The organism is Nocardia sp. NPDC087230, assembly GCF_044744725.1.
GTDB classification, from domain to species: domain Bacteria; phylum Actinomycetota; class Actinomycetes; order Mycobacteriales; family Mycobacteriaceae; genus Nocardia; species Nocardia canadensis.
Genome location: NZ_JBIUYV010000001.1, coordinates 714,189 through 739,523 on the forward strand (window position 1 = coordinate 714,189; position 25,335 = coordinate 739,523).

The following is a 25,335-nucleotide window of genomic DNA, read 5'->3' on the forward strand; positions in this document are numbered from 1 at the left end:
TGGAGACAATTCCTAAATCTCGACGACGGTCAGCTCGCCGTTCGCATGCAGGGTGCGCAACCGCTTCTTATCGAACTTGCCGACCGAGGTCTTGGGCACCTCTGCGGTGAAGCTCCAGCGCTCAGGCAGCCACCACGTGGCGACCTTGCCGTCGAGGAAGTCACGCAGTTGGGCAGGTGTTACTTGCCGCCCGTCGCGTACGACGATCACAGCGAGGGGGCGTTCCTGCCACTTCTCATCCGGGACCCCGATTACTGATGCCTCGAGCACGTCGGGGTGACCGGCGAGCAGAAGTTCGAGCTCGACCGAGGAGATCCACTCCCCGCCGGACTTGATCACGTCCTTGGTGCGGTCGGTCAGCGTGACAAAGCTGCGTTCGTCGATCCGGCCGACATCGCCGGTGCGCAACCAGCCGTCCTGGAACTTATCCCCGCCATCCTCTTCGCCGATGTACGAGCCGGTAATCCAAGGTCCGCGCACTTGCAACTCACCGACGGCTTCGCCGTCGTGCGGGAGCTCATTGCCTCCGTCGTCGACGATCCTAAGCTCGACTCCTGCAACCGGACGACCTTGGGTCGCTCGCAGACGCCACCGCTCCTGGGCGTCGAGCGACGCCGGTGGACGCGCGACAGCCGCTAGTGGCGAGGTCTCGGTCATTCCCCACGCCTGTACAACCTGTACGTTGTACCTCTCTTCGAAGGCCTTCATCAGATGAACGGGTACAGCTGAGCCACCGCAAGCGACCAGGCCTAGAGACGAGATGTCGTAGCTGGGGTTGGAATCCAGGAAGTCCAAGACGTCGTTCCAGATGGTCGGGACTGCCCCGGCGATGGTTGCCTTGTGGACGTCGATCAGCCGCACGAGCGGCTCGGCCTGTAGGAACCGGTCAGGCATGAGCAAGCCGGCACCCGCCATGAGTGCGGCGTAGACCAGCCCCCAGGCGTTCGCGTGGAACATCGGGACGATGGGGAGGATTCGGTCATCGCTGCTCACGCTCAGTCCGTCGGCGGCGCAGGCCGCCATCGAGTGGAGGTAAGTCGACCGGTGGCTATAGGCGACACCTTTGGGGTCGCCGGTGGTGCCAGAGGTGTAACAGGCCGCGGCCGCAGACTGCTCGTCGAGGTCTGGCCAGTCGAACGTCTCGGGCTGGGCGGAGATGAACTCCTCGTAATCAACGACTGTCAGTCCCTCACGGTGCAGCGGGGTAAGGTCCACCTCTCCGGTGACAACGATGGTATGCACGCTAGTGAGCTGCAGCAACACTGAGGCCATCATGGGTACTAGGCTTCCATCGACAATCACGACTTGGTCCTGAGCGTGGTTACCGATGTAAACAAGCTGATCGGAGGCGAGCCGTAGATTCAGGGTATGCAGCACCGCTCCCATCGAGGGCACTGCGCAGTAGGCCTCCACGTGCTCCTGGTTGTTCCACATGAGGGTCGCGACGCGCTCATCGCCTGTGATCCCGCAAGCCCGCAATGCGTTGGCCAACTGAGCGGACCTCCGTCCGATTTCGGAGAACGTAGCAACCTTCACGCTTCCGTCAAGTTGCAAAGTCCGCACGGTCGCCGAGCCGTGCACACTCGAGCCGTGGCGCAGAATCGCCGCGGTCGTCAACGGGACGTTCATCATCGTGCTCTGCATAGCATTTCCTCATTCAAGAGTGTCTTCGAACGTAGGCGATCTGGGGGTTGATTCGCCGCTGGCCGGCGACATGGGGCTGCTGTCAGCGATCCACAGCCGTCAGCGAACTGGAAGCAGCCTCCAGGGACGCGACCAGGTCCAACTCCAGCTCTGGCAGTTGGCTAGCGGCCGAGGCCACCCCGGCCAGGCGAACTCGTATATCAACGTCGCGGCGGATACCGGCACGCGCAGTGGCGGTCCACGCCTGCGCACAACGGCTGGCCGCTACGGCGAGTTGAGCGGTGGCGGAGTCCCCGGTCAGACGAGCGACATCTGCGCAGCCATCGGCTAGCAATCGGCGGAACAGCCCGCCGCCAGTACCTGCCTTCTCAATGAAAGCGCTCAGGCTGAACAGGAGAGTCTCGAGGTCGTCCACCGGAAGATCGGCCCAGGTCTGAATGTCGGCCGCCAGCTGCACCGCCGCGGCCAAGCCCTCCGCACCGGATGCCGCTGTCCTGAGATCGACGATCCCGGGTTGCGATGGGCGGCGCATTCCGGCTGCGGACTGTCGAAATGCCTCCGCCGCTACTTCCGCCACGTCCGGCAGCGCACTCGGCCAGCTGATGCGGTATGTACAGTGGCGCGTCGGTTGCGGGAAAGACTTCGAGGACCGCGCCCGAGCCAGTGCATCGAGCGGGACTTTCTGCACCTCGGCGCGGTCATTGTCTACGACAAAGGCGATCCCCTCGGCCTCGTCGTGACCGATCACGACGATGTCGTGGCGACTCATCTGGAACTGGACGCGGAGGTACGGCAACTCACCGATATCTCCCCATACCAGGCTGGGTCTGCCTGCTTCGAGCTCGTCGAGAACCCATGACCACCCCTCTCGGGGATCATCGGTCGTGAGAACCTGGACTTGCGCGCCGAGTCGGCGGGGCAGATCAATTTCGAAGTCGGCGCCTCGTCCTACCAGGTACAGCGGTGGAACGAGGTCGCTTGACCGGAGGTACGATAACCCCAGTGCGCCGCCGAGAGCGAACACCAGACCTTCGTCGGGCGGCCCATCCCACCCCAGTCCATGCCAATGCAGAAGATCCCGCATAGCGCCAGAACCGCAGTGTCCCCCCATCTTGTGCGGGTAGTCATCGACCAGGGTCCTGCGGGGCATGTGAATCCTTCCGGGTGAATGAGGGGGCCAACGGGGATCGAAGACCGGGTCAGTGGGTCCGGATTCTGTCCAGGTAGGCCTGGCGGGCCGCTGTGTCGACGCCGTCGAGAAATACCGAGTCCGTGCCCAGCGCGGATCCGAGCCTGGCGGTCAGCCAGCCAGGGACGAACTTCATCGCCGCGACCAATACGCCGGCCAGGCGAGTGACGCGTACGAATGGACGCGGGCGCTCGATAAGATCGGCTGTCGCACGCGCGATCTCCTCGGGCTCGGCATTGCGCAGTCCCTTGGCACCAGCGGTTCCCGCGACGAGCTCGGTGTTGGTGAATGTGGGCCTAACGGTGGACAGCTCGACGCCTGACGTGCGGTACTCGTGCCGTGCCGCCTCGGTGAATCCGATGACCGCGAATTTGGTACCGCAATACGTCGCCAGTCCAGGCACAGCGAGCTCGCCGGCCAGCGACGCGGTGTTGATGATGTGCCCAGCGCGCCGCGGCAGCATTCGCTGAAGGGCTAGTTTGGTCCCAAAGACGACTCCCAGGACGTTGATCTCGACCTGCCTCCGGGTCACCGTGTCGTCTTCCTCGTGTACGTGACCAGTGGGCATGATGCCCGCATTGTTGATCAGCACGTCGAGGGGGCCGAGCTCTTCCTCGACCAGCTCGAGAAATTGCCGAAACGAAGTGGGGTCGGTTACGTCGAGGTGGGTAACGATCTTCACGCCGAGTTCGGTGGCGGCCTCCTGAGCGCGCTTCTCATCGACATCGCCGATGGCGACGCGGTGGCCTCGTCGAATCAGCTCCTTCGCGGTCTGGTAGCCGATGCCGCGGGCCCCGCCGGTGATAGCTACGGTCTTTGCGGCGGTGCGGGCACGGTGTGTCGTCACTTGCTGTTCTCCTTGTTGAGGCCGAGGCGCTGCCATAGGCCGCGACCGGCCGCCGCGCGCAACACTCTTCCGGCCATGGCCGCGCGCCGCGGGGTGTACGGGTACCAGGTGAGTTCTCGCGACAGGACAGGGATCCGTGGCTCTGTCACTGCCTGTACCCGGCAGTACTTGCGTAGCCCGTGAGCTCCGCCGAGCCGAGCACCGATGCCCGAGGCCTTCCATCCACTGTGCGGCAGTGTGGTGGCGAACAGGTTGCTGAAGACATCATTTATGTTGACAGCTCCCGCGTTTAGCTGTAATGCGATGCGCTGAGCACGAGCATGGTCTCGGGTCCACACCGTCGCAGACAAGCCGTACGCCGAGTCGTTGGCCAGGCGGATGGCCTCGTTCTCATCCGCGACCTGCATCACCGGAATCGTGGGACCGAAGGTCTCCTCGGTCATGCAGGCCATCGTGTGGTCGACACCGACCAGGACCGTCGGAGCGTAGTAGTTTCCGACCGCACTCCGAGTTCCGCCAGCCAGAACCCGCGCACCTGCCACCACTGCCTCGCTGACGTGGCGATCGGCAATGTCGACCTGCCTCGCGGTGACCATTGCGCCCACGTCGCGACCGGCCGCACCATGGGCGAGGGACCGCACACGTTGGGTCAGCCGCGCCACGAACTCGTCGTAAACCTCAGATACCACATACACCCGCTCGACAGAGATGCATACCTGTCCCGCGTTGAACAGAGCGCCCCACGCGATTCCCTCCACCGCACGAGCAAGGTCGGCGTCCTCCAGCACGATCGCCGGATCTTTGCCGCCAAGCTCCAGACTCATCGGCTTCAAATGCTCGGCACAGCGGATCGCGACCGCACGCCCGGTGGCGGTCGAGCCGGTGAACTGTACAAAGTCAGCGGCATCGACCACGGCTGCGCCCGAATCGCCATCACCTACAACGTGCGCCAGAACCGCGGGGGCGCCGATCTCGTGCCAGCCCTCGATGATCCGCGCGCACGTCAGCGGCGTCTCCTCCGAGGACTTCGCCAGGACCGCGCAGCCTGCTGCCAGCGCGGGCGCTGCGTCCATGAGGAAGAGGGTGATCGGGAAGTTCCACGGCATGATCATGCCGACGACCGGGAAGGGGTGATAGGTCGTAGTGAGTCGTTTCGACAAGGTCAGCAGGCTCGAGGACCTGACCTGCTCGCCGGCGAGAAACTTCGCGGCATGGTCGGCGTAGTAGCTGATGAACTCGCACGATGCTGTCGTCTCCACCAGGGCGTCGGGACGCACCTTGCCTGTCTCGGCTTGCAACAAGTTGGTGAGCTCGTCGGTGTGATCAAGGATCCAGTCCCGCCAGCGATGCAGCCATTTGGCGCGTTGGCGTGGGCCGGCTTCGGCCCACCCGACCTGAGCGTCTCGAAGATCAGCAGCGACGAGACTTACTGTCTCGCGGTCGTCGACAGCGACGGTTGCGATGAGCCGACCGTCGGCGGGGTTGCGCACGTCCAAGACGCCCGCTGGGATCGTCGCGCTCATCGGACCTCCGTAGGTGAATGGGGATCGCGGGCGATCCCGTCGGGATGGGTGCGGTGGGCGGGTGTATCGGTGAAAGCGTCAGCGATCACCTGGGGCCGCTTGAAGATAAGAGGCCCATAGGTGCGGCGAAGTTCGGCCAGGATCGCGTTCAACGGCAAGTCGTCGTAGACGCCCCGCTCGCGGACGTACTCCATATGCTCGGCTCCGTCGGCAGAAAAGGCGTGCAGTAGTGCATCGCGATCGCCGTCGAAATCCACCGGCGGCACACCGAAACGCGCACACAACTCGGTGTTGAACGCGGGCGTCGCCTTCAACCACCGGCCGTCGATATTGAGGAGGCTGTAACCGTGATAGACGAACAGGTCTGTGCCACCCATGAGCGCTCGCAACGCGTCTGTCTGCAAGTGATTGCGGACGTCAGCGAAGCCAAGCACCGCAGGGATCCCCGCCGCACGGCACACCGCGGTCAAGAGCACCGCCTTCGGGACGCAATAGGCGCGCCCGGACTCGAGGACGAAGCTCGCGCGATAGTGGGCAGGGTCGTCAGACACCGTGTAGGGGTCATACCAGACCCGGTCGCGAACGGCGGCGAAGAGACGCTTCGCCTTCTCTCGGCCGGTGCTCGCGTCGCCGATCACAGTGGCGGTGAACTCCCGGACTAACTCGTGCTCGATGTCGAGGAAGTCGGTCGCTGCCAAGAATGTCATCCGGTCCGTTTTCATCTGTGCTCCAGGTCTATCGGCAATCCGTCGACGGGAATTGGGAGCGAGGTGTTGTCCCACCTGGCTTCATACTGGTCAGGGACCGTCCAAGTGTAGGTTCGCAGCATGTGATGCAGGATCGCCTTCACCTCGAGAGTGCCGAAATGCAGGCCGATGCACTTGTGCACGCCTCCTCCGAAGGGGATCCAACCGAGGCGATGATTCCGGTCCTCATGCCGCGGCTCGGTGAAGCGGTCAGGGTCAAAAGTGTCGGGATCGGTCCAGTACGACTCATCGAAGTGGTTCACCGCCGGAGCCACGGCTACCAGTGTGTTTTCGGGGATTTGGTGTCCGGCGATTTCGACATCCTCGATGGTCTTACGCATCATGATCGGCACGGGCGCCACCAGCCGCAGCGTCTCCTTGATCACCAGGTCGAGAGTCTTCAGCGCGTCCAGGTCGTCGATAGTTGGGCGACGTCCGCCCAGTTGGTCGGACTCGGCCCGAGCCCGTTCCTGCCAAGCTGGATGCTTGGCGAGGAAGTAGACGGCAGCGGTGCTGGTGATGGTCGAGGTGTCGTGTGCCGCCATCATCAAGAAGATCATGTGGTTGACGACGTCCTCATCGGTGAAAGCTTGACCGTCGGCCGTGCGGGCATGGCACAGCGCCGCAAAAAGGTCCTCTCCCTGGGCGCTCCGCGCCGCCGGCAGGTGGAAGGTGAAGTAGTCCTCCAGGAGCGCACGCCCACGGACTCCGGCCCGCCACCGAGTCCCCGGCAGCGGGAAACGGATGATCGAGCTGGCCGCACGCACGGCCGCCACGAAGGCATCGTTGATGGCGTCAGTGTCCTCACTGCCACCCCGATCCGCCATGAAGACCTTCGTTGCTACGTCAAGGGTCAGGCCCTTCAGCAGTGGATAGATGCGTGTGGACTGGCCCGCTGGCCACGCGGGAATACCGGTCTCGAGCGGCGGCCCGAGCTGGTCCACATAGGCGGTCAGGCGGTCGCGGGTGAACGCCTCCTGCATGATTCGTCGATGCATCCTGTGCTCGTCGAAGCTCATCAGCATCAGACCCCGGTGAAAAAAGGCGTCGATGAGATACGCCCACCCGTCCTGTGAGAACGATTTCGCCTTGACGGTCAGCGCCTCCTGCATGGCATCTGGACCGGCCACCATCACAATCTTCGTGCCGAAGGCGCCCATCCATGAGACGGGCCCGAATCGCTGGTACCTGGCCCGGGTGAAGCTGGATCCGAAACGGATGTAGTCCAGGGTGTGACCGAGCACAGGCAGACCAGCGGTCCCTCGGATCGGCTTGAGGCCCGACCCTGCGGGGGGCATTGCCAGCTCACGGACAGGCCACTGATCACTGGCCCGCAGGAGGGCCACATCGACCCGGCTCGGCAGTGGCGCCAGGAGGACTGACGAGAGTCGCTCCCGACTCTTCGCCAGCGGCAGATGGATGGCGTACGTCACTGACATTCCTTTCTGAATGCTGTTCGCACGCAGTCGTCGTGCGAGTCGCCCGAGAGTCGGTCACTCAGGGCGAGCCAGCGAGCACCAGTTCTGCCCGGCTTATGCGAAGCTGCTGGGTGATGGCCCGCTTGCTGAAGATGAAGTCACGGGGGCGATTGATGCAGTCGGCGGCAATCAGCTCGCCAGCACGGAGGTAGAAGCATGTGAATTCGCGGCCCCGGGTAGGATCCCCGCTGAGTACGACTTCGTCGTAGCCGGTGTTTAGACCGGCGATCTGGAGCTTGAGATCGTATTGATCCGACCAGAACCATGGAAGCGCAGCTATGTTCTTTGACTTCCCGCAGATGGTCGCGGCAGCGACCTTGGCCTGCTCGCCCGCGCTGGGTACAGATTCCAGGCGTATGCGACGGCCGTAACGGGCCATGTCGTGACTGGCGCAGTCCCCAGCGGCCATGATGTTGCGGTCGCTGGTCCGACTCTGGCCGTCGATCACGACCCCGTTGTCGACCAGCAGACCCGCGTCGGCGGCGAGTTCGGTATTCGGCTCCACGCCGATGCCGACAATGACGAGGTCGGCAGGAATTGATTCGCCGCTGGACAGGAATACCTCTCGGATCCTGACGTCTCCGGATAGGGCCTCGACTAGCGCGCCTGTTCGGATGTTCACGCCCTCCTGTCGGTGAATTCGGTCGAAGAACGCGGATACCTCGGGGGCTGTGACCCGTTCGAGGACGCGTTCGGTAGCCTCGAGCACAGTGACCTGCAGACCCAGCGCACGCAACGAGGCGGCCGTCTCCAGTCCGATATATCCGCCGCCGATGATCACGACCCGGCGCCCCGGGCTGCTTTCCTCTCGGATCATCTCGACGTCCGCCGCGGAGCGTAGGTAATAGACCCCGGCCAGGTCGACACCGGGCACGGGGAGTCGACGGGGGCGAGCGCCCGTGCACAGTGCGAGCTTGTCGTAGGGCACTTCGTCGCCGGTGCTCAGTGAGAGCAGGCCAGCCGAACGGTCGATCGCCTCCACCGTTGCATCCACGAGTTGGATTTCCTGCTTGTTATAGAACTCGGCGCTGCGAATCGCGAGCTCGTCGAGGGTTTGCTTCCCTGCCAGGTATGCCTTCGACAGCGGAGGGCGGTGGTATGGTAATACCGCCTCTTCTCCAATGATGGTGATCTCGTCGGTCCATCCTTCTTGGCGCAGACTGCCGGCGAGTTGGACCCCGGCGTGGCTGCCCCCGACGATGACGGCCCGCCGCGTGGTCATATGCTAGTTTTCGGGGTGAGACGGACCATCATCTTGCTGATGCCCCGCACAAAGTTGGACTGCACGTACTCGGGCTCCTCGACAACCTCGATACTTTCGAAGCGAGGAAGTAGCTCCTCCCAGAGGATCCGCAGCTGCAGCTCGGCGAGCCGGTTGCCCATACAGCGGTGAACACCGAAGCCGAAGGCTATGTGGTTGCGGGCGTTTGACCGGTCGATGATGAAATCGTCGGGGCGTTCGAATACTCGCTCGTCGCGGTTTCCCGAGGCGTACCACATCACTACCTTGTCGCCCTTGCGGATGAACTGCCCGTTAAGAACGGTGTCAGCTCTGGCGACACGGCGCATGTAGGCAAGCGGAGTTTGCCATCGGATGATCTCCGAGCACATGTTGGGGATCAGGTCGGGGTTCGCTTTCAGCTTCGCGAACTGTTCAGGGAAGCGGTTGAGCGCAAGAACGCCGCCGCTCATCGAGTTCCGGGTCGTGTCGTTCCCTCCGACGATCAGCAATACGAGGTTGCCCAAGAACTCCATCGGGCGGTCGATCAGGTCCTTGGTATTTTCATTGCTTTGCAACATCGTGATCAGATCGAATCCGGGCTGCTCCCCAGCGGCTGTCCGGGCCGCTTTGTCGTGCCAGAGAGCGCTGAGACCTCTCGCCATGTCGCGCATGCCGGGGAACACCTCGTCGTTGTCCGATGGCCCACCGTTGGCCTGCTCCAGCGAGGTTGCGAGATCCGACCAGTAGACGAGCTTGTGACGTTGCTCGTACGGGAAATCCAGCAGGGTCGCAAGCATCCGCGCGGTCAGTTCGATCGAGACGTTCTGCACCCAGTCGAACGGCTTATCTACGGGTAGATCGTCGAGCACCTCTTGGACGCGCGATCGAATCAGGCCCTCCATCTCGCGCAGGTTCTTCGGCGCGACCACGCCTTGAACAGCGGCCCGCTGTGCGTCGTGTCGTGGCGGGTCCATCGCGATGAACATCTCGATATCGAGGAAACGGGGCGGAGCCCCGATAACGATGAACGGCTCAGCGGAGAAGAGTTCGTGGTTCTTGTCGACGGCCACGATGTCAGCATGCCGCGTCACGGACCAGAACGGACCGAACGGACTGTCTGGCTGATAGTGGACCGGGGCCTCGTTTCGCAGGCGCGCGAAGTAGGACTGCCAGCGTCCCTGGCGGTACAGGAAAGGGTTGCTGAGGTCGATGTCGGCGAGCGCGACTTCTTCGACTGGCGGGATGGGCCTCTCGACGAAGAGCTTCTCCCCGTTCGTTCCGGTCATCCATCGGCGAGTCTTGTCATATAGGTGTGCACCCTGGATCTGTAGATCCATCGGGATGGTCGACTGAACCTTGGCGGTGATTGCTCCGGGAATCTTCATCGCGTCGTATCCGTTTCTCGCCGTTACATCTGGAACTCGGGTAGGTGGACGATCAAGCCGTCCCAGGCCGTCGATGCCATCATCTGGCACGACAGCCGGGAGGTCGGCTGGCGCTCGGGGTTCATCGCGAGCATCTCCTCCTCATCGGCGCCGGAACGTCCGACCTGCTCGATCCACTGCGGATCGACAACCACATGGCAGGTGCCGCAGGCAGCTTCGCCTCCGCAGTCCCCGTCGACGCCGGGCACAGCGTTGTTGGTCGCGACCTGCATCAGCGACTGGTCTTCCTCGATCGGCGCCTCGTGCTTCTCGCCGTCGTGGGAGACAAAAGTGACAACTGCCATAGCCAACTCCTCGATGCGTTGTCCTCAATGTGACTTGGTCCAAGTGTTGTCGAACACGGGTTCGGAGGCTATGTTCGGCAGAGTCAGAAATTTGTGAATTCGGCTCAGAGAGACCATGGTGAACCTCAACGACGAGGGCGTGCCTCCGCTCATGTTCGTGCAACTGCTCGAGAGCCAAGCGCTCGACCCGGACGCCGCCGCTCGGCTTCGCGACATCATGGCTCGCGAAGGAATTGACGAGACGACGTTGATCCAACGCAATATCCAGGCCCCGATACGGTGGTTTCGCGAGGTCTACCCTGCACTCGATGTCGACCAGGCAACTTCGCTCGGCTTCGCGTTCGCCGAACAAGCTCAGTTGACATCCTTCGGCCCATTGAGTTTTCCGCTGGTCAGCGCAGGCTCGGTAGCTGAGATCGTGGAGCTGCTCACCTATCTGCCTTTGATCTCGACGGCTCTCAGTCCGCAGTTCCACCCAAGTGACGAGGGACTCACCGTCGGGCTCGCCGCGCACACAGGCGATTCGGCGCTGAACTGCCTGGTCGTCGCGTATGGCGGGTCGGCACTCCTGCGCCTGCTCGACATGCTGGCCGGCGATATGCCGACCGTGACACTCCATCTGAGCTGGTCAGCGCCGAACTTTCTAGCCGATAATGAGGACGCCCTAGCTGGGCGGTTGTTCTTCGACGCTCCGACGTCATTCCTTAGTGTCCCGGCGGACACTCTCAACGAGGTATGCAGGTTCTCCGATCCGGTCGCCTATCGACTTGCCATCGTGGATCTGCAACGAACCCTCGACCAGCGAAGTAAAACCATGTCTTTCTCGGAGAAGGTACGACGGCTGCTGGAGGAAGATCCTGGAAAGCGGAGTAAAGACTGGGTCGCGCACGAGCTGTCGATATCGACGAGCACACTCAAGCGGCGTCTATCCGGGGAGGGGACCACCTTTCGCGAGTTGCGCGAATCATTTCTGCGTGACCGTGCGATGCTGCGGCTACTCGACCGATCGATGTCGGTGAGTGAGATAGCTGCCGATCTCGGATATAGCGACCTCGCGAACTTCTCGCACGCCTTCAAGCGATGGACCGGTCGCTCTCCCAGCGAATTTCGACACGAATAGGACCACCCGTCCCGTCGTTGGTGGATGGAGTCTGCGCGAACTGGTGCAGATCGGTTGGGGCTGGCCCCAGGCAGGAACCCGCTGCGGCATACGACAAAAACTCGCGACTTTGCCGAAACCGTGCAGAACTTTGCCGAACTCGTTGCTGCAGCCAGCGGCTATCAGCGGTGTAGCCAACACCTAACACGGCGAGTAGTGAGTCGGCACCGGTCTGAATGATCTCAGCGCGTTGCCACCAGGATCCTGTCGGTGACGGCTGCGCATGAGATGGACGGAGTCGAGTCTCTCAATCGTGAAGCACATCGACTCGGTTAGCCAGCCCTAACTGGTCCAGTTGCGATGCGATGCAGGACTGCAGCACGAATCGATCGTGCCCCGCATCCAGGGCCGGTGTTGACGAGAAGGCGACGATCGGTGCCGAACCGACAGTCTTACCCGCTAGGTGGAGGGGATCGCCGGTGAGCTGGGTACTTGATCTTGTCGGCCTGCTTCGAAGCGGCTCACCCGTTATCCACGGGCGGGTATTCGGTCACTGGCACTGATCGGCGGTCGGTCCGTTTCCGACCGCGACCCTTGGGTGGGTAGCGAGAAAGTTGTCGACCAGTTGGGTGCAGTCGTCATGATCGATGGTGCGTAGTCCGGTGAGGCGCGCGAACACGATCGGGCCGAGGAGTTCGATGATGGCGAACGTGGTGTCGAACTCGCCGAGCATCGCCCGCGCGTCGGGGCCGGTGAGGATCCGGTCGAACGGCTGGCGATATTGCTCGATGACGCGGGCACGCAGCGAGGTTACCGCTGCCGGGTCGGTGTGGTCGTCGCCGATCGATCCCATCGCCAGCCAGGCCAGCGTGGTCATCTGCACTGGGGCTTGTTCTACGAGGTCCGCCTGAGTAGTGAGTAGCGCGATGAGTTGATCGCGCACGGGCCCGTCGCCGGTCGGTGTGTCGACATGGGGAAGCAACCGTTCGAAAGTTGCCGCGAGCAGTTGGGTGGTGCTGCCGAAGTGTCGATAGAGAGTGGCGCGCGCGACCTTCGACACGCGGGTGACGGCATCGACTGTGACCGCTTCGACCCCGCCGGTGGACAGCAGATGACTGGCCGCGTCGAGCAACCGGTTGCGGGACCGCGCCAGCCGAGGATCGGCCTGCTCGTCGGCTACGGTGCGCGGATCGGCCGCGGCAGAGTCCGGCTCTGTCATGGCCGCCCCTTCCTCGATTCGTATCGCTCAATTTGATCGTGCGTGGACGTCATCTCGCTCGCCGACCCACTATGATACTAATAGTCTCACACAGAGACTATCGATCTACAACGGCGGGAGGTGCACCGGTGAACACTTCCCGGACGGGCGCTGTCGAGATCGCCCGGTGGACCAGGGCCCAATACTGGGTGCTGGCAGTATCGTGCCTGGGGGTGGCGCTGGTCGTCGCGGCCATGGCGGCGTTGTACTCGGCGTTGCCTCAGATTGCAGTCGCGACCGGGGCGACCCAAGCCCAGCTCACCTGGATCGTTGACGGCTACACACTGGTGCTGGCGTGTCTGGTGTTGCCCGCCGGAGCCATCGGTGACCGCTATGGGCGCCGCGCGGTGCTGGTGGCGGGACTGGCGGTGTTCGCGGCCGCCTCGGCGTTGCCGCTGGTGCTGACCGACCCGGTGTGGCTCATCGCGGCACGCGCACTCGCCGGTGCTGGCGCAGCGTTAGTGATGCCATCGACCCTGTCGATTCTGACCGCAGGCTTCGCACTAGCTCATCGCGGCCGAGCGGTGGGGGTATGGGCGGGCGTCGCCGGATCCGGAGCTGTTCTGGGGATTCTCGGTGCCGGGATGCTGCTTGAGCGGTGGTCGTGGCAATCGGTATTTGTCGGGCTGACCGTGGCGGGGATTGTGCTGGCCGGGTTGGCTTGCACGATCGCGGAGTCTCGCCAACCCGAGCATCCGCCGGTGGACGGAATTGGCGCGGCGACGGTGGCTGTCGCGATCGCGGCGATCGTGTTCGCCGCGGTCGAGGTTCCCGCACGCGGCTGGGCCGACCCGCTCGTCGCTGTCACCGCCGGTGTCGGAGTCGTGGCGGCGGTGGCGTTCGTGGCCGTGGAGCTACGGATCTCGGCACCACTGTTAGACGTGCGGTTGTTCGGACGCCGAGGCTTCGGTGCTGGCTCCCTGTCCGTGACCATTCAGTTCCTGGTCACCTTTGGGGTGTTCCTACTGCTGGTCCAGTACCTACAGCTGATTCTCGGATACGGGCCGCTGGCGTCGGCCCTGGCGCTGGCGCCGATGGTGGCGCCGCTGGCCATGATTTCCGTGATCGCGCCTTGGCTCTCGAGCATGGTGGGATTGCGGGTGATGACCGTGACTGGCCTTCTCACCATCGCTGCCGGGCTGGTGCTGGTGAGCCGGTTGGACCTCGCCGCGAACTACCTCGACCTACTGTGGCCGCTGCTGATCATGAGCGCGGGCCTGGGATTGTGTACCGCCCCGGCGACTTACGCCATCGTCGCCGACACCCCCGAGGCCAAACACGGGGTCGCCGCGGCGGTGAATGATGCCGCCCGCGAGATCGGCGCCGCGATCGGGATCGCCGTGGCCGGCAGCGTGCTGGCCGCCGGCTATACTCAGCGTATCCAGCCCGCCCTACCCCGCCTGCCCGAGTCCGCTCGCGAACCCGTTGCCGATTCCCTGGCCGCCGCCCTGCAGGTCGCCGAGAAGGGCGGACCAGCGGCCCAGCCGCTAGCCGAGTACGCCAAGGCCGCGTTCGTGCACGGCAGCGGCGAGGCCGCGCTGGTGTTGGCTGCTATTACCGCCGCAGGCGCGATCGTGCTGGCTGTGCTTGCACCCGGGCCCACCACTCGCCGATGCCGCGCACAACCCTCGTGCACGATGGCTCCTGCCTCTCGCACGTCCCCTACCCGCGAAGGACGCCCGGCATGACGGCCTATCGCACGATCCTTGTGGATACCGATGGATCCGATCGCTCCTACCGCGTGGTCGATCGCGCCGCCGAATTGGCCCACGCCACCCACGCCCGACTGGTTATCGTCGGCGTCCGCCACCACATCGACGAACGCACACTCGGAGTTGACCTCGACCGGCTGGGACCCGAGGCCTACCGGCTGCGCGGCACCAACCCGGTCGAAGCGATATTGCGCACGGCCTGCCAGCACGCCCTAGCGCACGGCGCCATCGACATCGACACCCGCATCTTGTCCGAACCCACTTTGCGTGCCCTATTGCGCCTTGCCGCCACTGCGGCGCCGGACCTCATCATCACCGCCGACTTGTGCCGGTCGAGTCCGCTGGCCCGGCTGCTGTCCAATACACCGACCGAGCTCGCACGCAGAGCTCACTGCGACATCCTTATCGCCACCACCCAATGACACACATATGCAGAAAGCACCCATGAGCCGCACATCCGATACCATAAGATCCGTATCGTCCGAGGCCGAGGAGAGTACGCCCCTCTTCCCTGTGGTTCCGCCGGAATGCCAAGACTTGCCGCCCCATCATGATCATTGCCTCGGTTGTGGGCCAGCCAATCCGCACGGCCACCAGTTGAGCGTCCGACGTGACGCGGAAGGTGTCTACGCCCGTCACACGTTTGACTCCCGCCACGTTGGCGCCCCAGCGATCGCCCATGGCGGCGCAGTCGCCACCGTCCTCGACGACCTGTTCGGGTTCCTCCTCTACACCGTGGGAGAACCCGCCGTCACCCGCCACCTCTCCATCGACTACCTCTCCCCGGTTCTACTCGACACCCCGTATATCGCCCGCGCCCATCTTCATTCCCGCCAGGGTCGCAAACTGAACCTTCGGGCCACCATCGAAGACGACCATGGCCACATGGTTACAACCGCTACTGCCCTCTTTCTCGTCGTCAACATCGACCACTTCTTCCTGGCCTCACAGCGTGCCACCTCTTCAGACGTGCCACCAACGGCCTAAGCGGCGATCACGTACTGTGGCCGGCGCGATCAGGCGATGAGGACGACTTGGGTCGGGACCGCTATGCCGCCAGCGCACTCTGGGGTGCAGGCTGCTGTGGGACGGTGACCTACGGGCTTCGCTCACGAGTATGCGCTGTCTGACACGATCCGCCAAAACACTACGCACAGGATGCGGCTGTTATGACTCTAATGGGCACGCACGGTCCGGAAATCCCGGAAACGCCAAGCTTCGGTGGCCTCGTGACCACCGATGACATGGTCGCTGCTCGGAAACGATTAATGGAATTCACCGATGAAGACGAGGCATTGCTGCGGCAGTTTAGCGGAGTCGCGACACCCGGTATGGCTGAGATCGTCGACGAACTCCGCGCCTACCTAAACGAACACCGGGACACTGCCGCACTTCTTTCTGGGCGCGACACTGAGGAACAGATCGAACATCTTCGAAGCGATCACCTTTCCGGTTTGACGGCGGGAACCGTCGATGCTGACTATCTCATCGAGCGTATGCGTATGGCCGCGCGTCACGAGCGACTCGGCGTGAAGCCGACATGGCTTCTCGGCGCGTACAATCGGTTTCTTTGCTCTGCTGCGAGCCGGATCTGTGAATCCAGCTCATCTTCCGATCCCGAGCGTGCGTTGGCGACGCTGCTGGCGCTACAAAGGCTGGTGTTCCTCGATATCGGCCTCGCCGCCGACATCTACCTCGCCAAACGCGAGCACTCGAATCGCGAGCAGCAGAGGGCGGTGAGCGAACTCCCGACTCCGGTACTGCAGTTGATCCCAGGGCTTCTGGTGGTCCCGATCGTAGGAGAATTGGACGATCGCCGGGCTCTCAATTTGACCAATCAGCTGATGGCGCATATCCGCAATTCGAGGGCGCAGGCCGCCGTCGTCGATATCACCGGACTGCCGTCGATCGATCTCGACGTTGCTGCCCATCTGATCACAGCAGTAAAAGCATGTGCGCTTTTGGGTGCGGAGGTTATTTTCACTGGGCTTTCCGCCGAAGTCGCCCGGACGCTTGTCGACATCAGTCCACAGAAAACTACGCTCATTACATTTGTCGACTTGCAGAGTGGGGTCGAGCATGCCACACAGACACTTGGGTACGAGATGGTGATGACGTGGCCATTACGCAATACCTGATTTGGCGAAGTGCTTGGCCAGTTGCGCAGTCCCGGCTGCGGTGGGCGATCCGGCTCACCAGCCTGTGTACGTGCCGACGCGGTGCTGATTGCGAAGTAAGTCCGCCGTCGGTGAAGATGCTCAACAGCAACGTTCGCGCGCACCGCCAAACATGCCGCGCGCAGTATCTGCGGTGGGCCACCGCTGGTATCGTACGGAGCTTCGGCGGCATTCGAGTTCGGGTACCGGTCCTCATAGCTCCTAGCGTGAATCTGCATGTGTCACCGAGACACGTTGCGATGCAGGAAGTTTCGCAGCGGACCTATGTGACGGATGATTGTGGTGGTTAGCGAACCGCAACTCCCAGTGAAGCCGCCGGGAATAGCCAGCCCTCACCACACAGCCCGAGGTTGGTGTTCAAGGGGGAGTGGGGGAGGGCTGTACGTGCTGTCGGGGGCCGCTCATTCTCGGGTTCGTGTCCGGATGACCTTCTGGCGCAGGCTAATAGCTTCTGTCGGTGCGGTTGCTGTGCCGTCGCCATCAGATCAGTGCGGCATCGAGATTCAGGAATCCGTAATGGATGTCGATGCGGCGTGCCCACCGGATGGCCAGGCGCCGGTACCGGGGGAGCGGGCGCAAGTCTGCTCCACGATCCACCGGCCGCAGTGACTTTGTCCCGGGTTCCGCGGCGGGATGTAATTCGACGCAGTAAATCCCCTTGCCTGGACGGCCGAGGCCACTGGGACGGCGGATCGATAAAACTATCACCGACACGGGTTGCGAGCATGTAGTCTGTACGCCGACCTGCGACAGCGCCGGGATCGACGGCCCATTCCCATCGCGGAACCCGAGACAAAGGTCACCGCCAGTCGGCTAGTCGTGGAACAAACCATGGCCCGACCCCACCAATATCGGCGAACGGTGATCGATGGAACGCCGCATCGACATCCACTATCGATTCCTGAATGTCGGTGCCGCAGTATCAGACCGCGACGACTCAGCAACTGAACCTGACAGGAGCTCCTAGGGCACAGCGTGGTAGTCGGATAGGGCGAACTGAGTCATTTGGCTACGGAATTGTCGAGCCAAGCCCGGGAAAGCCGCGGGATTAAAACCATCTTCCCCGACAGGCCAAGTAACGCATCCAGAGTTCCAAGTCGTGCGAGCCAAGTGCCGTTGAACAACCGCGTTGAATCGGTCCTGCGCTGACTTTCGTACATCAATATATCGGAGCCCCCATCGCTCCAGCGTCCGCACCGACTCTACGATGTAATCTATCTGCGCCTCCAGATAGGCTAGGGCTGTGTAGAAATACGGACCGGAGTTCGGTCCGAAAGTGAAATGTAGGTTGGGATACCCAGAAACATGTATGCTCTTGTACGCGTAAACTCCTTCGACCCATTCTTCCTGGAGGAGTCGTGCGCCACAACCACGAACCGGGAATGGTACTCCAGCCTCGCCGGGTGCATCGAAAACGATCGTATCGAAGCGGCGCTCGACGCCATCAACCGTGAGGATTCCGTGCTCCGTAAGCCGAATGATCGGGAAGGTGAGGAGTCTGCAGTTGTCCCGATCTAGAGCCGGTAAGAAATCATTTGAGATGAGCAATCGCGGACGGCACGCCCGGTTGTCCGGTGCGAGCTGCCGTCGCGCCCATCTATCTTTGACCTGAAGCCTCAACTGGATTTTAGATACCTGTTCCAGCGCGGTGGTGAGACCTGTTGTTCGAACCAAACCGTATCCGATAGACTCGTACGCCCAGAAGTGGGCACTCCGGGCTAGATCCTCGGCCAGCGGTAGTTTCTCGAATAGCGAACGTCTCCACCCTGCCGTCCCGTACTGCGGGTGGGGAAGAACCCATCGCGGTGCACTCTGAAATACGGTGACGTGGCGGGCTCGGTCCACCAACTCCGGGATCATCTGGACTGCATTGGTGCCGGTACCGACGACTGCCACCGTCAGTCCGGTGACATCGATACCGGCGTCCCATCGGGTACCGTCTATCTTGTGGCCACGAAAGTCGTCGGCGCCCACGATCTCGCGCCTGCTTGCGTTCGAGAACGGCACAGTCGCCACCACGACCGAGCGGGCAGTGATGCTCTCCTCCTCGCCACTGCTGGTCGAGACACGCACATGCCAGGTCCCTCGAGCCTCGTCGAAGTCGAGTCCGTTTACGTTGTACCCGTAGCGAATCCGTCCATCGAGACCATGCCGGGTGATCACGCCGCGCATGTAGGCGCGGACGTCTACGCCCGGCGTATACCTATGGCTCCAGGCGGGATCCCGCGTGAACCAGAACGACCGCAGTACTGACGGACGACCGCAGGATGCGTCCGGATGAACGCTGTCGCGCCACTCACCGCCGGGCTCAGGTGCGCGCTCGAGAACCACGACGTCCTCGATCCCCGCGCACCGTAATCGGATCGCGGTGCCGATTCCCGAGAACCCGGCACCTATGATCACGACTCGTGTGGGACCGGGAATTGTTTGCCCGGGGTCATCGTCTGTCGGCCGCCCCTCGTCGATCATGCTGCGGCCACCGGTTGGTAAGTGAGCTCGTTGATCCAGGAAGGAGTCGAACCGAGCCATTGTTTAGGGTAGTGCTCAGTGATCGTCAACAGGGCATTGCCGAGTAGTCGATGATAAGGGTGCGACTGGTCCATGACCATTTCACCGTAGTACTTGACGAGTTGGTAGATCGGATTGCGGCGGGTGGCGACGCTCCGGTCACCGATAATGCCGAACTTCCGAATCGCGTCGAAGAGCTTCTGTTCGTCGAGTCCCATCGCGATGATGCTGTCGTGCATACGGGTCAGCAGGGGCAACCCGGTGAGGATGCCGATGAGTAGGGATGGGCGCAGCGCGGCGCCGGCGGCTTCGATCAGCAGTCGGTGTATCGGCCCCGCTCCAATCATGTCCAGCACATGGAAATCCACAGCTAGGTGACGGGACTCATCGGCATTGATCCGCTGAAAGACCTTGTGGCACAGGGGATCCTGGATCTCCTCAAGTAGGAACTTCAACAGTGCTCCGTCGAGTGCCACCTCGAGCATCGGAATCGCTGAGCCTAGTACGGACAGCGGCAGATCATCTGCGTAGCTGTCCAGCCATTCTATGGCTAGTCGGATATTGATATTCGGTTCTGGGATCTCGTCGTCATCGAGCATTCCCCAACGGCGCATGAGGGCCAGCTCGGCGTTTGCGTGCTTTTGTTCCTCGGCCTGGAAGTAGCGGTAGATCTCAGCTAGCGTACTGTCCTTGGTTTGACGGCCGAGCGCGACGAAGGCGCGCGAGCCGACCTGCTCGATCCAGACCAGATCGGACATGAATTGCTTGACCTGCGGGAGCTGCTCGGCCGTTATCGTGTCCGCGCCGGGCTCCGCCCAGTCGAAGTCGCCGAGTGCCCATTGGCGTTGTTTTATGATTTCCAAGGTGTGCGGCAAATCGATTGACATCGCTCTACTCCTTCGCGAATATGGACACAAAATCTTGGCCTGGTGTCCGGAGGCCGTGCATTTCGCAGCGGTAGCCGCTCACGTGTGGCATTGTCGGACAAAACTCTTGGAACTCGTTCCAGTAGACGAAAACGCTCGTCGCTGGCGCATGCTGGCCGTGAGTAATCCGGCGCCGGGCGAAGGCCGCGGCGCAGCGGGGTCTCCTGAAATCGCGGGCCCGTGCGCGCCATTTGCGTCCGTTAGCGAGGTCGAGGCCGGCGAGGGGGGAGGTGTCAGGCGATCGCAGCTGCGATTAGGCGTACGTCCTGGCCATGAATCGACGGGCAGAGGCCCCGCCTCGGGTACTCCGCGATGGCGATTTGAAAGCCGTCTAATCGCGTGGCCGACCACCGACAGGCACGCCATCCATGGTCGTGCGCACCAGGAGAGCGACACCGTCGGGGCGTTCGGCGCACGACCGAGGGCACCGGGAAACGCAGATCGTGCGGAGAGCTCAGACGTCAGTCTGCTGTGGGCGGGCAGTGAACAAGCCGCGAGCGTAGCGGCGTGAACGCAGGGGAGTGTAGGTCCGCAATGCTTGACACCGGGAGCGTGAACTGAGCCACCAAGTGAGCAAGCAGCCCCGAAACACGTGCGCACAAGCGAGACCGCCGACGCCCACACCGCACTTCGGACACCGCTTCCAATGATGACTGTTGCAAGGCCAGAGCACTCCCTCTCCGATAGGGCCAGTCCCGAGGCGACGACATCCGACGATGAGGACCCGCGCGTGTTGGTCCTCATCCATTCGTTCGTCGTCAGCCCGGACTTGCACCGGGGCGCCCCGTTGCGTACCACAGGAACGATGGTACTCACCTAGTATGATCGTTTCAATGCCCACGTCAGGGGTTTGAAAGTATGGCGTACGGAGGTTCATTGGGTGCATACTCAACGGTCGACCAACGACCCCTGCCCACATGACACCCGGCGACGTTGCCCGGCTCGAAGGATCCGATCACGACGATGAACTACACCAGGTTGCTTCTGAAGGCCATCGCGGTGATCCGGACGCCGTCGCCGTCTGGGACCTCGGAACGTATCCTCGACGCCGGGCTAAGGCAATTCGAGGTTGTCGGGATCAGCCGCACACGTATCGAAGACATCGCTCGTCGCGCACGGCTGGCACGTGTGACGCTGTACCGACACTTCCCGAGCAAGGGGCGCATTGTCGAGGCGGTGATTCTGCGAGAACTCGCCAGGTTCCTCGTTGAGTTGGAAGCAGAGGTGTCAAATCATCAGGATCTCGAGGAGAAGATCGTCGAAGGATTCGTTTTCACGCTGAAGGCAGTACGGGGGCACGCCCTGCTCAACAGGCTGTTGGAGACCGAGCCGGAGTCACTACTGCCGTTTCTCACGATCGAGGCAGGGGGTCTTGTCGCGACCGCGTCGAACTTTCTGGCCGACCAACTCGCGCAAGAAGTTGATGCTGCCCGCACGGATGTCGAACTTCACGTGGTTTCCGAGCTGACTGTCCGCGTGATCCTGTCGTTCGTGCTGACCCCATCGACCCGCATATCCCTCGATACCCCTGAGGGTGCGCGCCGATTCGCGCGCCGCCACCTCCTGCCTCAGCTGCGTGACGACTCAGTTGGCGGTAGCGCGACATAATGTCAGATCTGTATCGCTGCCCGGCCGCAGAGATGCGCACCGGTAGAGGACAGAGGGGGATGCGCTCCTCGACGAAGTAGCGGCATACTCGTTGTGGTGACGACGAAATCTGCACGTCGCGGCGCGCGATTCTCGGCCCTGGGTAGCACCCGGGATGCCCTACTTGATGCCGCAGAGTTCTGCTTCGAAGAGGTCGGATTCTCGGCGACGACGATGGAGGACATCGCTCGGCAGGCCGGCGTCTCTCGGGCCACCGTGTACCGGCACTTCGCGAACCGTGAATCGGTGGTCTCGGGCGTCGTCCTGCGGACGGCCGGCCGCTACCTCGACGGGATTGGCGGGCCACTCGCCGGACAGCCTGATCTCGCATCTGCCGTGCTGGTCTTCGTAGAGACCACTGTTCACGCCGCCAGCCGAGAGAAGTCGATTTCCGCTCTGTTCGTCAGCGATGATCGCCTCGCTGGAATCGGTCTGACAGAGTCCACATCGGTCGCCCTCTTCGAACTCGTCACCGAGTTCCTGCGACCGGTATTCACCCGTCACCGCGATGACCTGCAGCCGGGGATCTCAGTGGACGACGCCGCGGAGTGGATCCTGCGGACGATCCTCAGCCTGCTCACCGTGCGCGGCCCGAGACGGCGCAGCCCTGAGGGCCTACGCGCGTACCTTTGCCGCTGCCTCCTTCCTGCCATCGTCGTACCAGGGTCTACCGAATTGGATCGGCACCGCGGTCATGACGAGCGTGCAGATCGCAATCCAGGTGACACAAATCTGCAGTAGTGTCACCTTGGGGCAGGTCAACGCAGAGACGGAGGAGGCTCCGATGGAATTCCCGCAGTTCGACCCCCAAGTTGCTGGGCAGGTGCTCGGCGCGGCAACGGATGTGGGCGGCATCTCGGCATATCTCGGATTTCGTCATGCTGAACTGAGCGCCGGTCGGTTGATCGCCGAGATGGAGGTGCGAGACGAGCTCCTTACCCCCTTCCGTACATTGCACGGTGGCTGCCTGTCAGCCATGGTCGACCATTGCCTGGGTGTTGTCTTTTATCCGGTGATCCCGACCGGCTGCTGGGTCGCGACAACCGAGTTCAAGATCAATCTTCTGCGGCCGGTCACGGCTGGGGTATGCATCGCCACGGCAGATATCATTGCCCTGACCAGGCGATCGGGCGTCGCACGCATCGACATCACCAACGACGGCAGGCCAGTGTGTGCCGCTCAGGGGACCGTTACGATCGTCAGCGACGGGGGCGGCAGCTCGTGACGGAGGGCATGATCGAGATGCAGGTGCTGGCTCGTGACGGAATCACGCTGGCAGCCGACTACTATCCCCATGGTTCCAACCATCAGGTTGTGATCCTGTTGCATGGAGGTGGGCAGAGTCGTCACGCCTGGACCACCTCAGCGCTCCGCCTGCGCGATCGCGGCTACACAGTAGTTGCATACGATGCACGTGGGCACGGCGACAGTGACTGGGCCCCCGACGGACGATACGACGTCGAGCACCTTGTCGATGACCTGCTCATGGTGCGAGAACGATTCTGCACCGAGGACGCGCCCGCGGTCGTCGGAGCATCGTTGGGCGGGATGACCGTTCTTGCCGCGCACCTGCTTGCGCCACCCGAGTTGTGGGGAGCGGTGGTGCTGGTCGACGTGACCCCACGGATGGAATTCGATGGCGCTCGACGCATCGTCTCGTTTATGTCTGCGCATCCTGACGGATTCGCGAACCTCGAAAACGCTGCCGACGTCATCGCGGCATACAACCCGCACCGCGAACGACCGGTGCGGCTTGAAGGCCTTCACAAGGTACTGCGGCAACGAGCCGACGGTCGATGGGTGTGGCGATGGGATCCCGCCTTCATCACCAGTCGTTTCCAGGCGTTGCAACAGGACGCGTCCGCCGGTGCCGAGCAATTCGAGACGCTTGTAGAATTGCTCGTCGCGGGTGCGGGTCGAGTCGTCGCGCCGACTCTGCTCGTGCGCGGTGCCCTGTCCGATCTGGTATCGCATGAGACCGTTGCAGAATTCCTGGAAATTGTGCCGCACGCGGAGACGACCGATGTCTCCGGAACTGGCCACATGGTGGCAGGAGATGACAATGACGCATTCACGCAGGTTGTCACCGACTTCCTCGGACGCACCCTATAGGCCCGATCGCCTCCGGGAGTTGGGTGCTGGTCATGGCGTCTTTGCGCGACACCATTGCCAAGGGATCGACTGCTGACGGGCTGTTCTCTGATTGCAAGAAGGCACACCGCGACTTGCAAGGCCAGGCGGCTGAAGGGTGAGAGGCCCATCGGCCGCATATGACACCGGCCAGAGATAACGGGAGAGGCGCGGACTCCAGGTCGCTAGCGATGGCCAACTGGCGATACCGCGCGGCCTGGGCAGCATTGAATGTGCTCTCCGTTCGTGCTACTTGTGCTGGCACTAGCCTTGCCCGTTTAAGCCCAGTTCGGGCAGTTTATAGACCAATCTCAACTGTGTCACAGAATGATGCAGGGCCGGCGGCGAACCGCCCCGGGTTGAGTACCGCTTTGGGCTGTCTCGGAATTCTGTCCGCTGAGTTGTGAGATTCCAACCGTTCGATGGAAGGATCTCCGCTCGTGCCGATGATGTACTCACCGCAGTTCCGTGAAAGCGCTGTCGCTCTGGTCGTCGATGAAGGAAGCAGGGTCGCCGACGTCGCCCATGATCTGGGAGTCACCGAGGCCACGCTGTAGCGGTGGAAACATCAGGCCCGCGGTGAGGCCCACGGGACGTCCACGGTCGAATCGGCGCAACTGAGGGATGCGCTGAACAGGATCAAGCAACTCGAGGAGGAGCTGCGAGCGACTCGGCTGGCCGCGAAGGTTTTCGACGACACCACGCTCGGCTCAAAAGGCGGTTCCCGGCTGTCACGACCTTGACCGGGCAAGGAATCAGCATCCGCACCGCCTGCCGTGTGCTCGGCGTGTCCGAGCGCGGCTACCGCCATCACGGCAACCGATTACCCAGCCAACGCCGACTGCGCCACGAGATGCTCGCCGAAACGATCCGGTCTATCCATGCGGCCTCGCGCGGCTGCTACGGCGTGCGCCGCATGCACCCCGAGCTCACCATCGGCATGGGTATCGAGGTTGGCTCTGGACGGGTGCGCTCGATCAAAGCAGCCAAACGTTGGGCTGGTGTGTCGCAGTCGAGAATTTTTGTGGACGGCCGGTGAGCTCCTCAGCGACCTCGCAGTGCGCATTTGGATTGTAGATGCGTAAGTCTATTCGTCGCGGCAGGTTCTGCCGCAGAGTACCATTGGTGTCTTCGTTGCTGTCGCGCTGTCGCGCTGTCGCGCTGCCGTGCTGCGCCGGGATCGGCGAAGTAGACGCGAATGTCGGTGGCCATGGGAAAGGATCGGTGCTCGGCTATCTCGGCATCCTGGTCCCGAGTCGCGGTGCGGTGGAGGGTCGCGGGTAGTTCGGTGCCGGCGGCGATGAGGCTGTCGCGGACGACTTCGGCGGTCCGTTCGGCGCCGAGGTGTCCGAGGACGAGATAGCGCTTCAAAGTTTCTGGATCGAGGAGCCACGAACCGGGCCCTGCCGCGGCCGCGGGAGTTTCGCCTGATGTCGGCTATCGGTGGGTTCACCGGGCTGGAGGCTCGACGCCGCGCCCGACGCCACGGGTGTGTATGCG

Annotated in this window: 23 protein-coding genes; 11 read left to right on the forward strand and 12 right to left on the reverse strand. The window is 62.7% G+C overall.

Features of this window, described 5'->3' with window-relative positions; all coding sequences use genetic code 11:
* Positions 1–12: 12 nt before the first annotated feature.
* The 9 genes from ACIO52_RS03390 to ACIO52_RS03430 form a co-directional block, all read right to left on the reverse strand.
* Positions 13–1,644, reverse strand: coding sequence for a long-chain fatty acid--CoA ligase (locus tag ACIO52_RS03390; RefSeq protein ID WP_062984881.1), 1,632 nt, complete (start codon positions 1,642–1,644; stop codon positions 13–15).
* A gap of 82 nt (positions 1,645–1,726) precedes the next feature.
* A complete protein-coding gene (locus tag ACIO52_RS03395; protein WP_062984879.1) occupies positions 1,727–2,794 on the reverse strand; it encodes a BtrH N-terminal domain-containing protein in 1,068 nt (355 codons plus the stop codon).
* Between the two features lie 49 nt (positions 2,795–2,843).
* Positions 2,844–3,680, reverse strand: a complete 837-nt coding sequence (locus ACIO52_RS03400; RefSeq protein ID WP_062984877.1) for an SDR family oxidoreductase — start codon at positions 3,678–3,680, stop codon at positions 2,844–2,846.
* Positions 3,677–5,203, reverse strand: coding sequence for an aldehyde dehydrogenase family protein (locus tag ACIO52_RS03405; RefSeq protein ID WP_062984875.1), 1,527 nt, complete (start codon positions 5,201–5,203; stop codon positions 3,677–3,679). The genes ACIO52_RS03400 and ACIO52_RS03405 overlap by 4 nt, the downstream gene beginning before the upstream one ends.
* Positions 5,200–5,925, reverse strand: a complete 726-nt coding sequence (locus ACIO52_RS03410; RefSeq protein WP_062984873.1) for a transglutaminase domain-containing protein — start codon at positions 5,923–5,925, stop codon at positions 5,200–5,202. Before ACIO52_RS03410 ends, ACIO52_RS03405 begins: the two co-directional genes overlap by 4 nt.
* Positions 5,922–7,382, reverse strand: coding sequence for a cytochrome P450 (locus ACIO52_RS03415; RefSeq protein WP_084503729.1), 1,461 nt, complete (start codon positions 7,380–7,382; stop codon positions 5,922–5,924). Before ACIO52_RS03415 ends, ACIO52_RS03410 begins: the two co-directional genes overlap by 4 nt.
* A gap of 64 nt (positions 7,383–7,446) precedes the next feature.
* Positions 7,447–8,649: an NAD(P)/FAD-dependent oxidoreductase gene (locus ACIO52_RS03420; protein ID WP_062984869.1), complete on the reverse strand. Its 1,203-nt coding sequence runs from the start codon at positions 8,647–8,649 to the stop codon at positions 7,447–7,449.
* A complete protein-coding gene (locus ACIO52_RS03425; protein ID WP_062984867.1) occupies positions 8,646–10,034 on the reverse strand; it encodes a cytochrome P450 in 1,389 nt (462 codons plus the stop codon). The genes ACIO52_RS03420 and ACIO52_RS03425 overlap by 4 nt, the downstream gene beginning before the upstream one ends.
* Positions 10,035–10,057: 23 nt before the next feature.
* Positions 10,058–10,378 (reverse strand): 2Fe-2S iron-sulfur cluster-binding protein, encoded by a 321-nt coding sequence (locus ACIO52_RS03430; RefSeq protein WP_019050196.1) that lies wholly within the window; start codon positions 10,376–10,378, stop codon positions 10,058–10,060.
* A 118-nt stretch (positions 10,379–10,496) separates the two neighbouring features.
* Between ACIO52_RS03430 and ACIO52_RS03435 the strand changes: the two genes are divergently transcribed.
* Positions 10,497–11,498: an AraC family transcriptional regulator gene (locus ACIO52_RS03435; protein WP_062984985.1), complete on the forward strand. Its 1,002-nt coding sequence runs from the start codon at positions 10,497–10,499 to the stop codon at positions 11,496–11,498.
* A gap of 529 nt (positions 11,499–12,027) precedes the next feature.
* On the opposite strand, the gene ACIO52_RS03440 is transcribed toward ACIO52_RS03435, so the two are convergent.
* Positions 12,028–12,696, reverse strand: coding sequence for a TetR/AcrR family transcriptional regulator (locus ACIO52_RS03440; protein WP_062984865.1), 669 nt, complete (start codon positions 12,694–12,696; stop codon positions 12,028–12,030).
* Between the two features lie 128 nt (positions 12,697–12,824).
* Here ACIO52_RS03440 and ACIO52_RS03445 point away from each other — a divergent pair, with 128 nt between their 5' ends.
* From ACIO52_RS03445 to ACIO52_RS03460, 4 genes are all read left to right on the forward strand, one after another.
* Positions 12,825–14,423 carry an MFS transporter gene (locus ACIO52_RS03445; RefSeq protein ID WP_062984859.1) on the forward strand — a complete coding sequence of 533 codons (1,599 nt, stop codon included), beginning with the start codon at positions 12,825–12,827 and terminating at the stop codon, positions 14,421–14,423.
* A complete protein-coding gene (locus tag ACIO52_RS03450; RefSeq protein ID WP_062984857.1) occupies positions 14,420–14,869 on the forward strand; it encodes a universal stress protein in 450 nt (149 codons plus the stop codon). Before ACIO52_RS03445 ends, ACIO52_RS03450 begins: the two co-directional genes overlap by 4 nt.
* A 22-nt stretch (positions 14,870–14,891) precedes the next feature.
* Positions 14,892–15,434 (forward strand): PaaI family thioesterase, encoded by a 543-nt coding sequence (locus tag ACIO52_RS03455; protein ID WP_062984983.1) that lies wholly within the window; start codon positions 14,892–14,894, stop codon positions 15,432–15,434.
* Positions 15,435–15,625: 191 nt separating this feature from the next.
* Positions 15,626–16,585, forward strand: coding sequence for a protoglobin domain-containing protein (locus ACIO52_RS03460; protein WP_402641359.1), 960 nt, complete (start codon positions 15,626–15,628; stop codon positions 16,583–16,585).
* 1,002 nt (positions 16,586–17,587) lie between these two features.
* On the opposite strand, the gene ACIO52_RS03465 is transcribed toward ACIO52_RS03460, so the two are convergent.
* Both ACIO52_RS03465 and ACIO52_RS03470 read right to left on the reverse strand, forming a co-directional pair.
* Positions 17,588–19,093, reverse strand: coding sequence for an NAD(P)/FAD-dependent oxidoreductase (locus ACIO52_RS03465; RefSeq protein WP_084503717.1), 1,506 nt, complete (start codon positions 19,091–19,093; stop codon positions 17,588–17,590).
* Positions 19,090–20,019 (reverse strand): hypothetical protein, encoded by a 930-nt coding sequence (locus ACIO52_RS03470; protein ID WP_062984851.1) that lies wholly within the window; start codon positions 20,017–20,019, stop codon positions 19,090–19,092. The genes ACIO52_RS03465 and ACIO52_RS03470 overlap by 4 nt, the downstream gene beginning before the upstream one ends.
* A gap of 1,002 nt (positions 20,020–21,021) precedes the next feature.
* On the opposite strand from ACIO52_RS03470, the gene ACIO52_RS03475 reads away from it, so the two are divergent.
* The 6 genes from ACIO52_RS03475 (at position 21,022) to ACIO52_RS03500 (ending at position 24,874) form a co-directional block, all read left to right on the forward strand.
* Entirely contained in the window at positions 21,022–21,666 is a 645-nt protein-coding gene (locus tag ACIO52_RS03475) for a TetR/AcrR family transcriptional regulator (protein ID WP_022565909.1), read from the forward strand.
* Positions 21,667–21,762: 96 nt separating this feature from the next.
* Positions 21,763–22,446: a TetR/AcrR family transcriptional regulator gene (locus ACIO52_RS03480; protein ID WP_084503727.1), complete on the forward strand. Its 684-nt coding sequence runs from the start codon at positions 21,763–21,765 to the stop codon at positions 22,444–22,446.
* A 43-nt stretch (positions 22,447–22,489) separates the two neighbouring features.
* The gene (locus tag ACIO52_RS03485) at positions 22,490–22,930 is read left to right on the forward strand and encodes a PaaI family thioesterase (RefSeq protein WP_062984982.1); all 441 of its coding nucleotides are present in this window, start codon (positions 22,490–22,492) and stop codon (positions 22,928–22,930) included.
* Positions 22,931–22,938: 8 nt separating this feature from the next.
* Positions 22,939–23,817, forward strand: a complete 879-nt coding sequence (locus ACIO52_RS03490) for an alpha/beta fold hydrolase (RefSeq protein WP_062984981.1) — start codon at positions 22,939–22,941, stop codon at positions 23,815–23,817.
* Positions 23,818–24,284: 467 nt separating this feature from the next.
* Complete coding sequence (locus tag ACIO52_RS03495) at positions 24,285–24,392, forward strand: transposase (protein ID WP_374104923.1); 108 nt, start codon at positions 24,285–24,287, stop codon at positions 24,390–24,392.
* 182 nt (positions 24,393–24,574) lie between these two features.
* A complete protein-coding gene (locus tag ACIO52_RS03500) occupies positions 24,575–24,874 on the forward strand; it encodes an IS3 family transposase (protein ID WP_063816137.1) in 300 nt (99 codons plus the stop codon).
* Positions 24,875–25,335 lie beyond the last annotated feature (461 nt).

Excerpts from the sequence above, each read along its gene's own strand:
- ACIO52_RS03390 (WP_062984881.1), bottom strand. The coding sequence starts at position 1,644 with ATGCAGAGCACGATGATGAACGTCCCGTTGACGACCGCGGCGATTCTG.
- ACIO52_RS03395 (WP_062984879.1), bottom strand. The coding sequence starts at position 2,794 with ATGCCCCGCAGGACCCTGGTCGATGACTACCCGCACAAGATGGGGGGA.
- ACIO52_RS03405 (WP_062984875.1), bottom strand. The coding sequence starts at position 5,203 with ATGAGCGCGACGATCCCAGCGGGCGTCTTGGACGTGCGCAACCCCGCC.
- ACIO52_RS03410 (WP_062984873.1), bottom strand. The coding sequence starts at position 5,925 with ATGAAAACGGACCGGATGACATTCTTGGCAGCGACCGACTTCCTCGAC.
- ACIO52_RS03420 (WP_062984869.1), bottom strand. The coding sequence starts at position 8,649 with ATGACCACGCGGCGGGCCGTCATCGTCGGGGGCAGCCACGCCGGGGTC.
- ACIO52_RS03425 (WP_062984867.1), bottom strand. The coding sequence starts at position 10,034 with ATGAAGATTCCCGGAGCAATCACCGCCAAGGTTCAGTCGACCATCCCG.
- ACIO52_RS03430 (WP_019050196.1), bottom strand. The coding sequence starts at position 10,378 with ATGGCAGTTGTCACTTTTGTCTCCCACGACGGCGAGAAGCACGAGGCG.
- ACIO52_RS03440 (WP_062984865.1), bottom strand. The coding sequence starts at position 12,696 with ATGACAGAGCCGGACTCTGCCGCGGCCGATCCGCGCACCGTAGCCGAC.
- ACIO52_RS03450 (WP_062984857.1), top strand. The coding sequence starts at position 14,420 with ATGACGGCCTATCGCACGATCCTTGTGGATACCGATGGATCCGATCGC.
- ACIO52_RS03455 (WP_062984983.1), top strand. The coding sequence starts at position 14,892 with ATGAGCCGCACATCCGATACCATAAGATCCGTATCGTCCGAGGCCGAG.
- ACIO52_RS03460 (WP_402641359.1), top strand. The coding sequence starts at position 15,626 with ATGGGCACGCACGGTCCGGAAATCCCGGAAACGCCAAGCTTCGGTGGC.
- ACIO52_RS03465 (WP_084503717.1), bottom strand. The coding sequence starts at position 19,093 with ATGATCGACGAGGGGCGGCCGACAGACGATGACCCCGGGCAAACAATT.
- ACIO52_RS03470 (WP_062984851.1), bottom strand. The coding sequence starts at position 20,019 with ATGTCAATCGATTTGCCGCACACCTTGGAAATCATAAAACAACGCCAA.
- ACIO52_RS03475 (WP_022565909.1), top strand. The coding sequence starts at position 21,022 with ATGAACTACACCAGGTTGCTTCTGAAGGCCATCGCGGTGATCCGGACG.
- ACIO52_RS03485 (WP_062984982.1), top strand. The coding sequence starts at position 22,490 with ATGGAATTCCCGCAGTTCGACCCCCAAGTTGCTGGGCAGGTGCTCGGC.
- ACIO52_RS03490 (WP_062984981.1), top strand. The coding sequence starts at position 22,939 with ATGATCGAGATGCAGGTGCTGGCTCGTGACGGAATCACGCTGGCAGCC.
- ACIO52_RS03495 (WP_374104923.1), top strand. The coding sequence starts at position 24,285 with ATGTACTCACCGCAGTTCCGTGAAAGCGCTGTCGCTCTGGTCGTCGAT.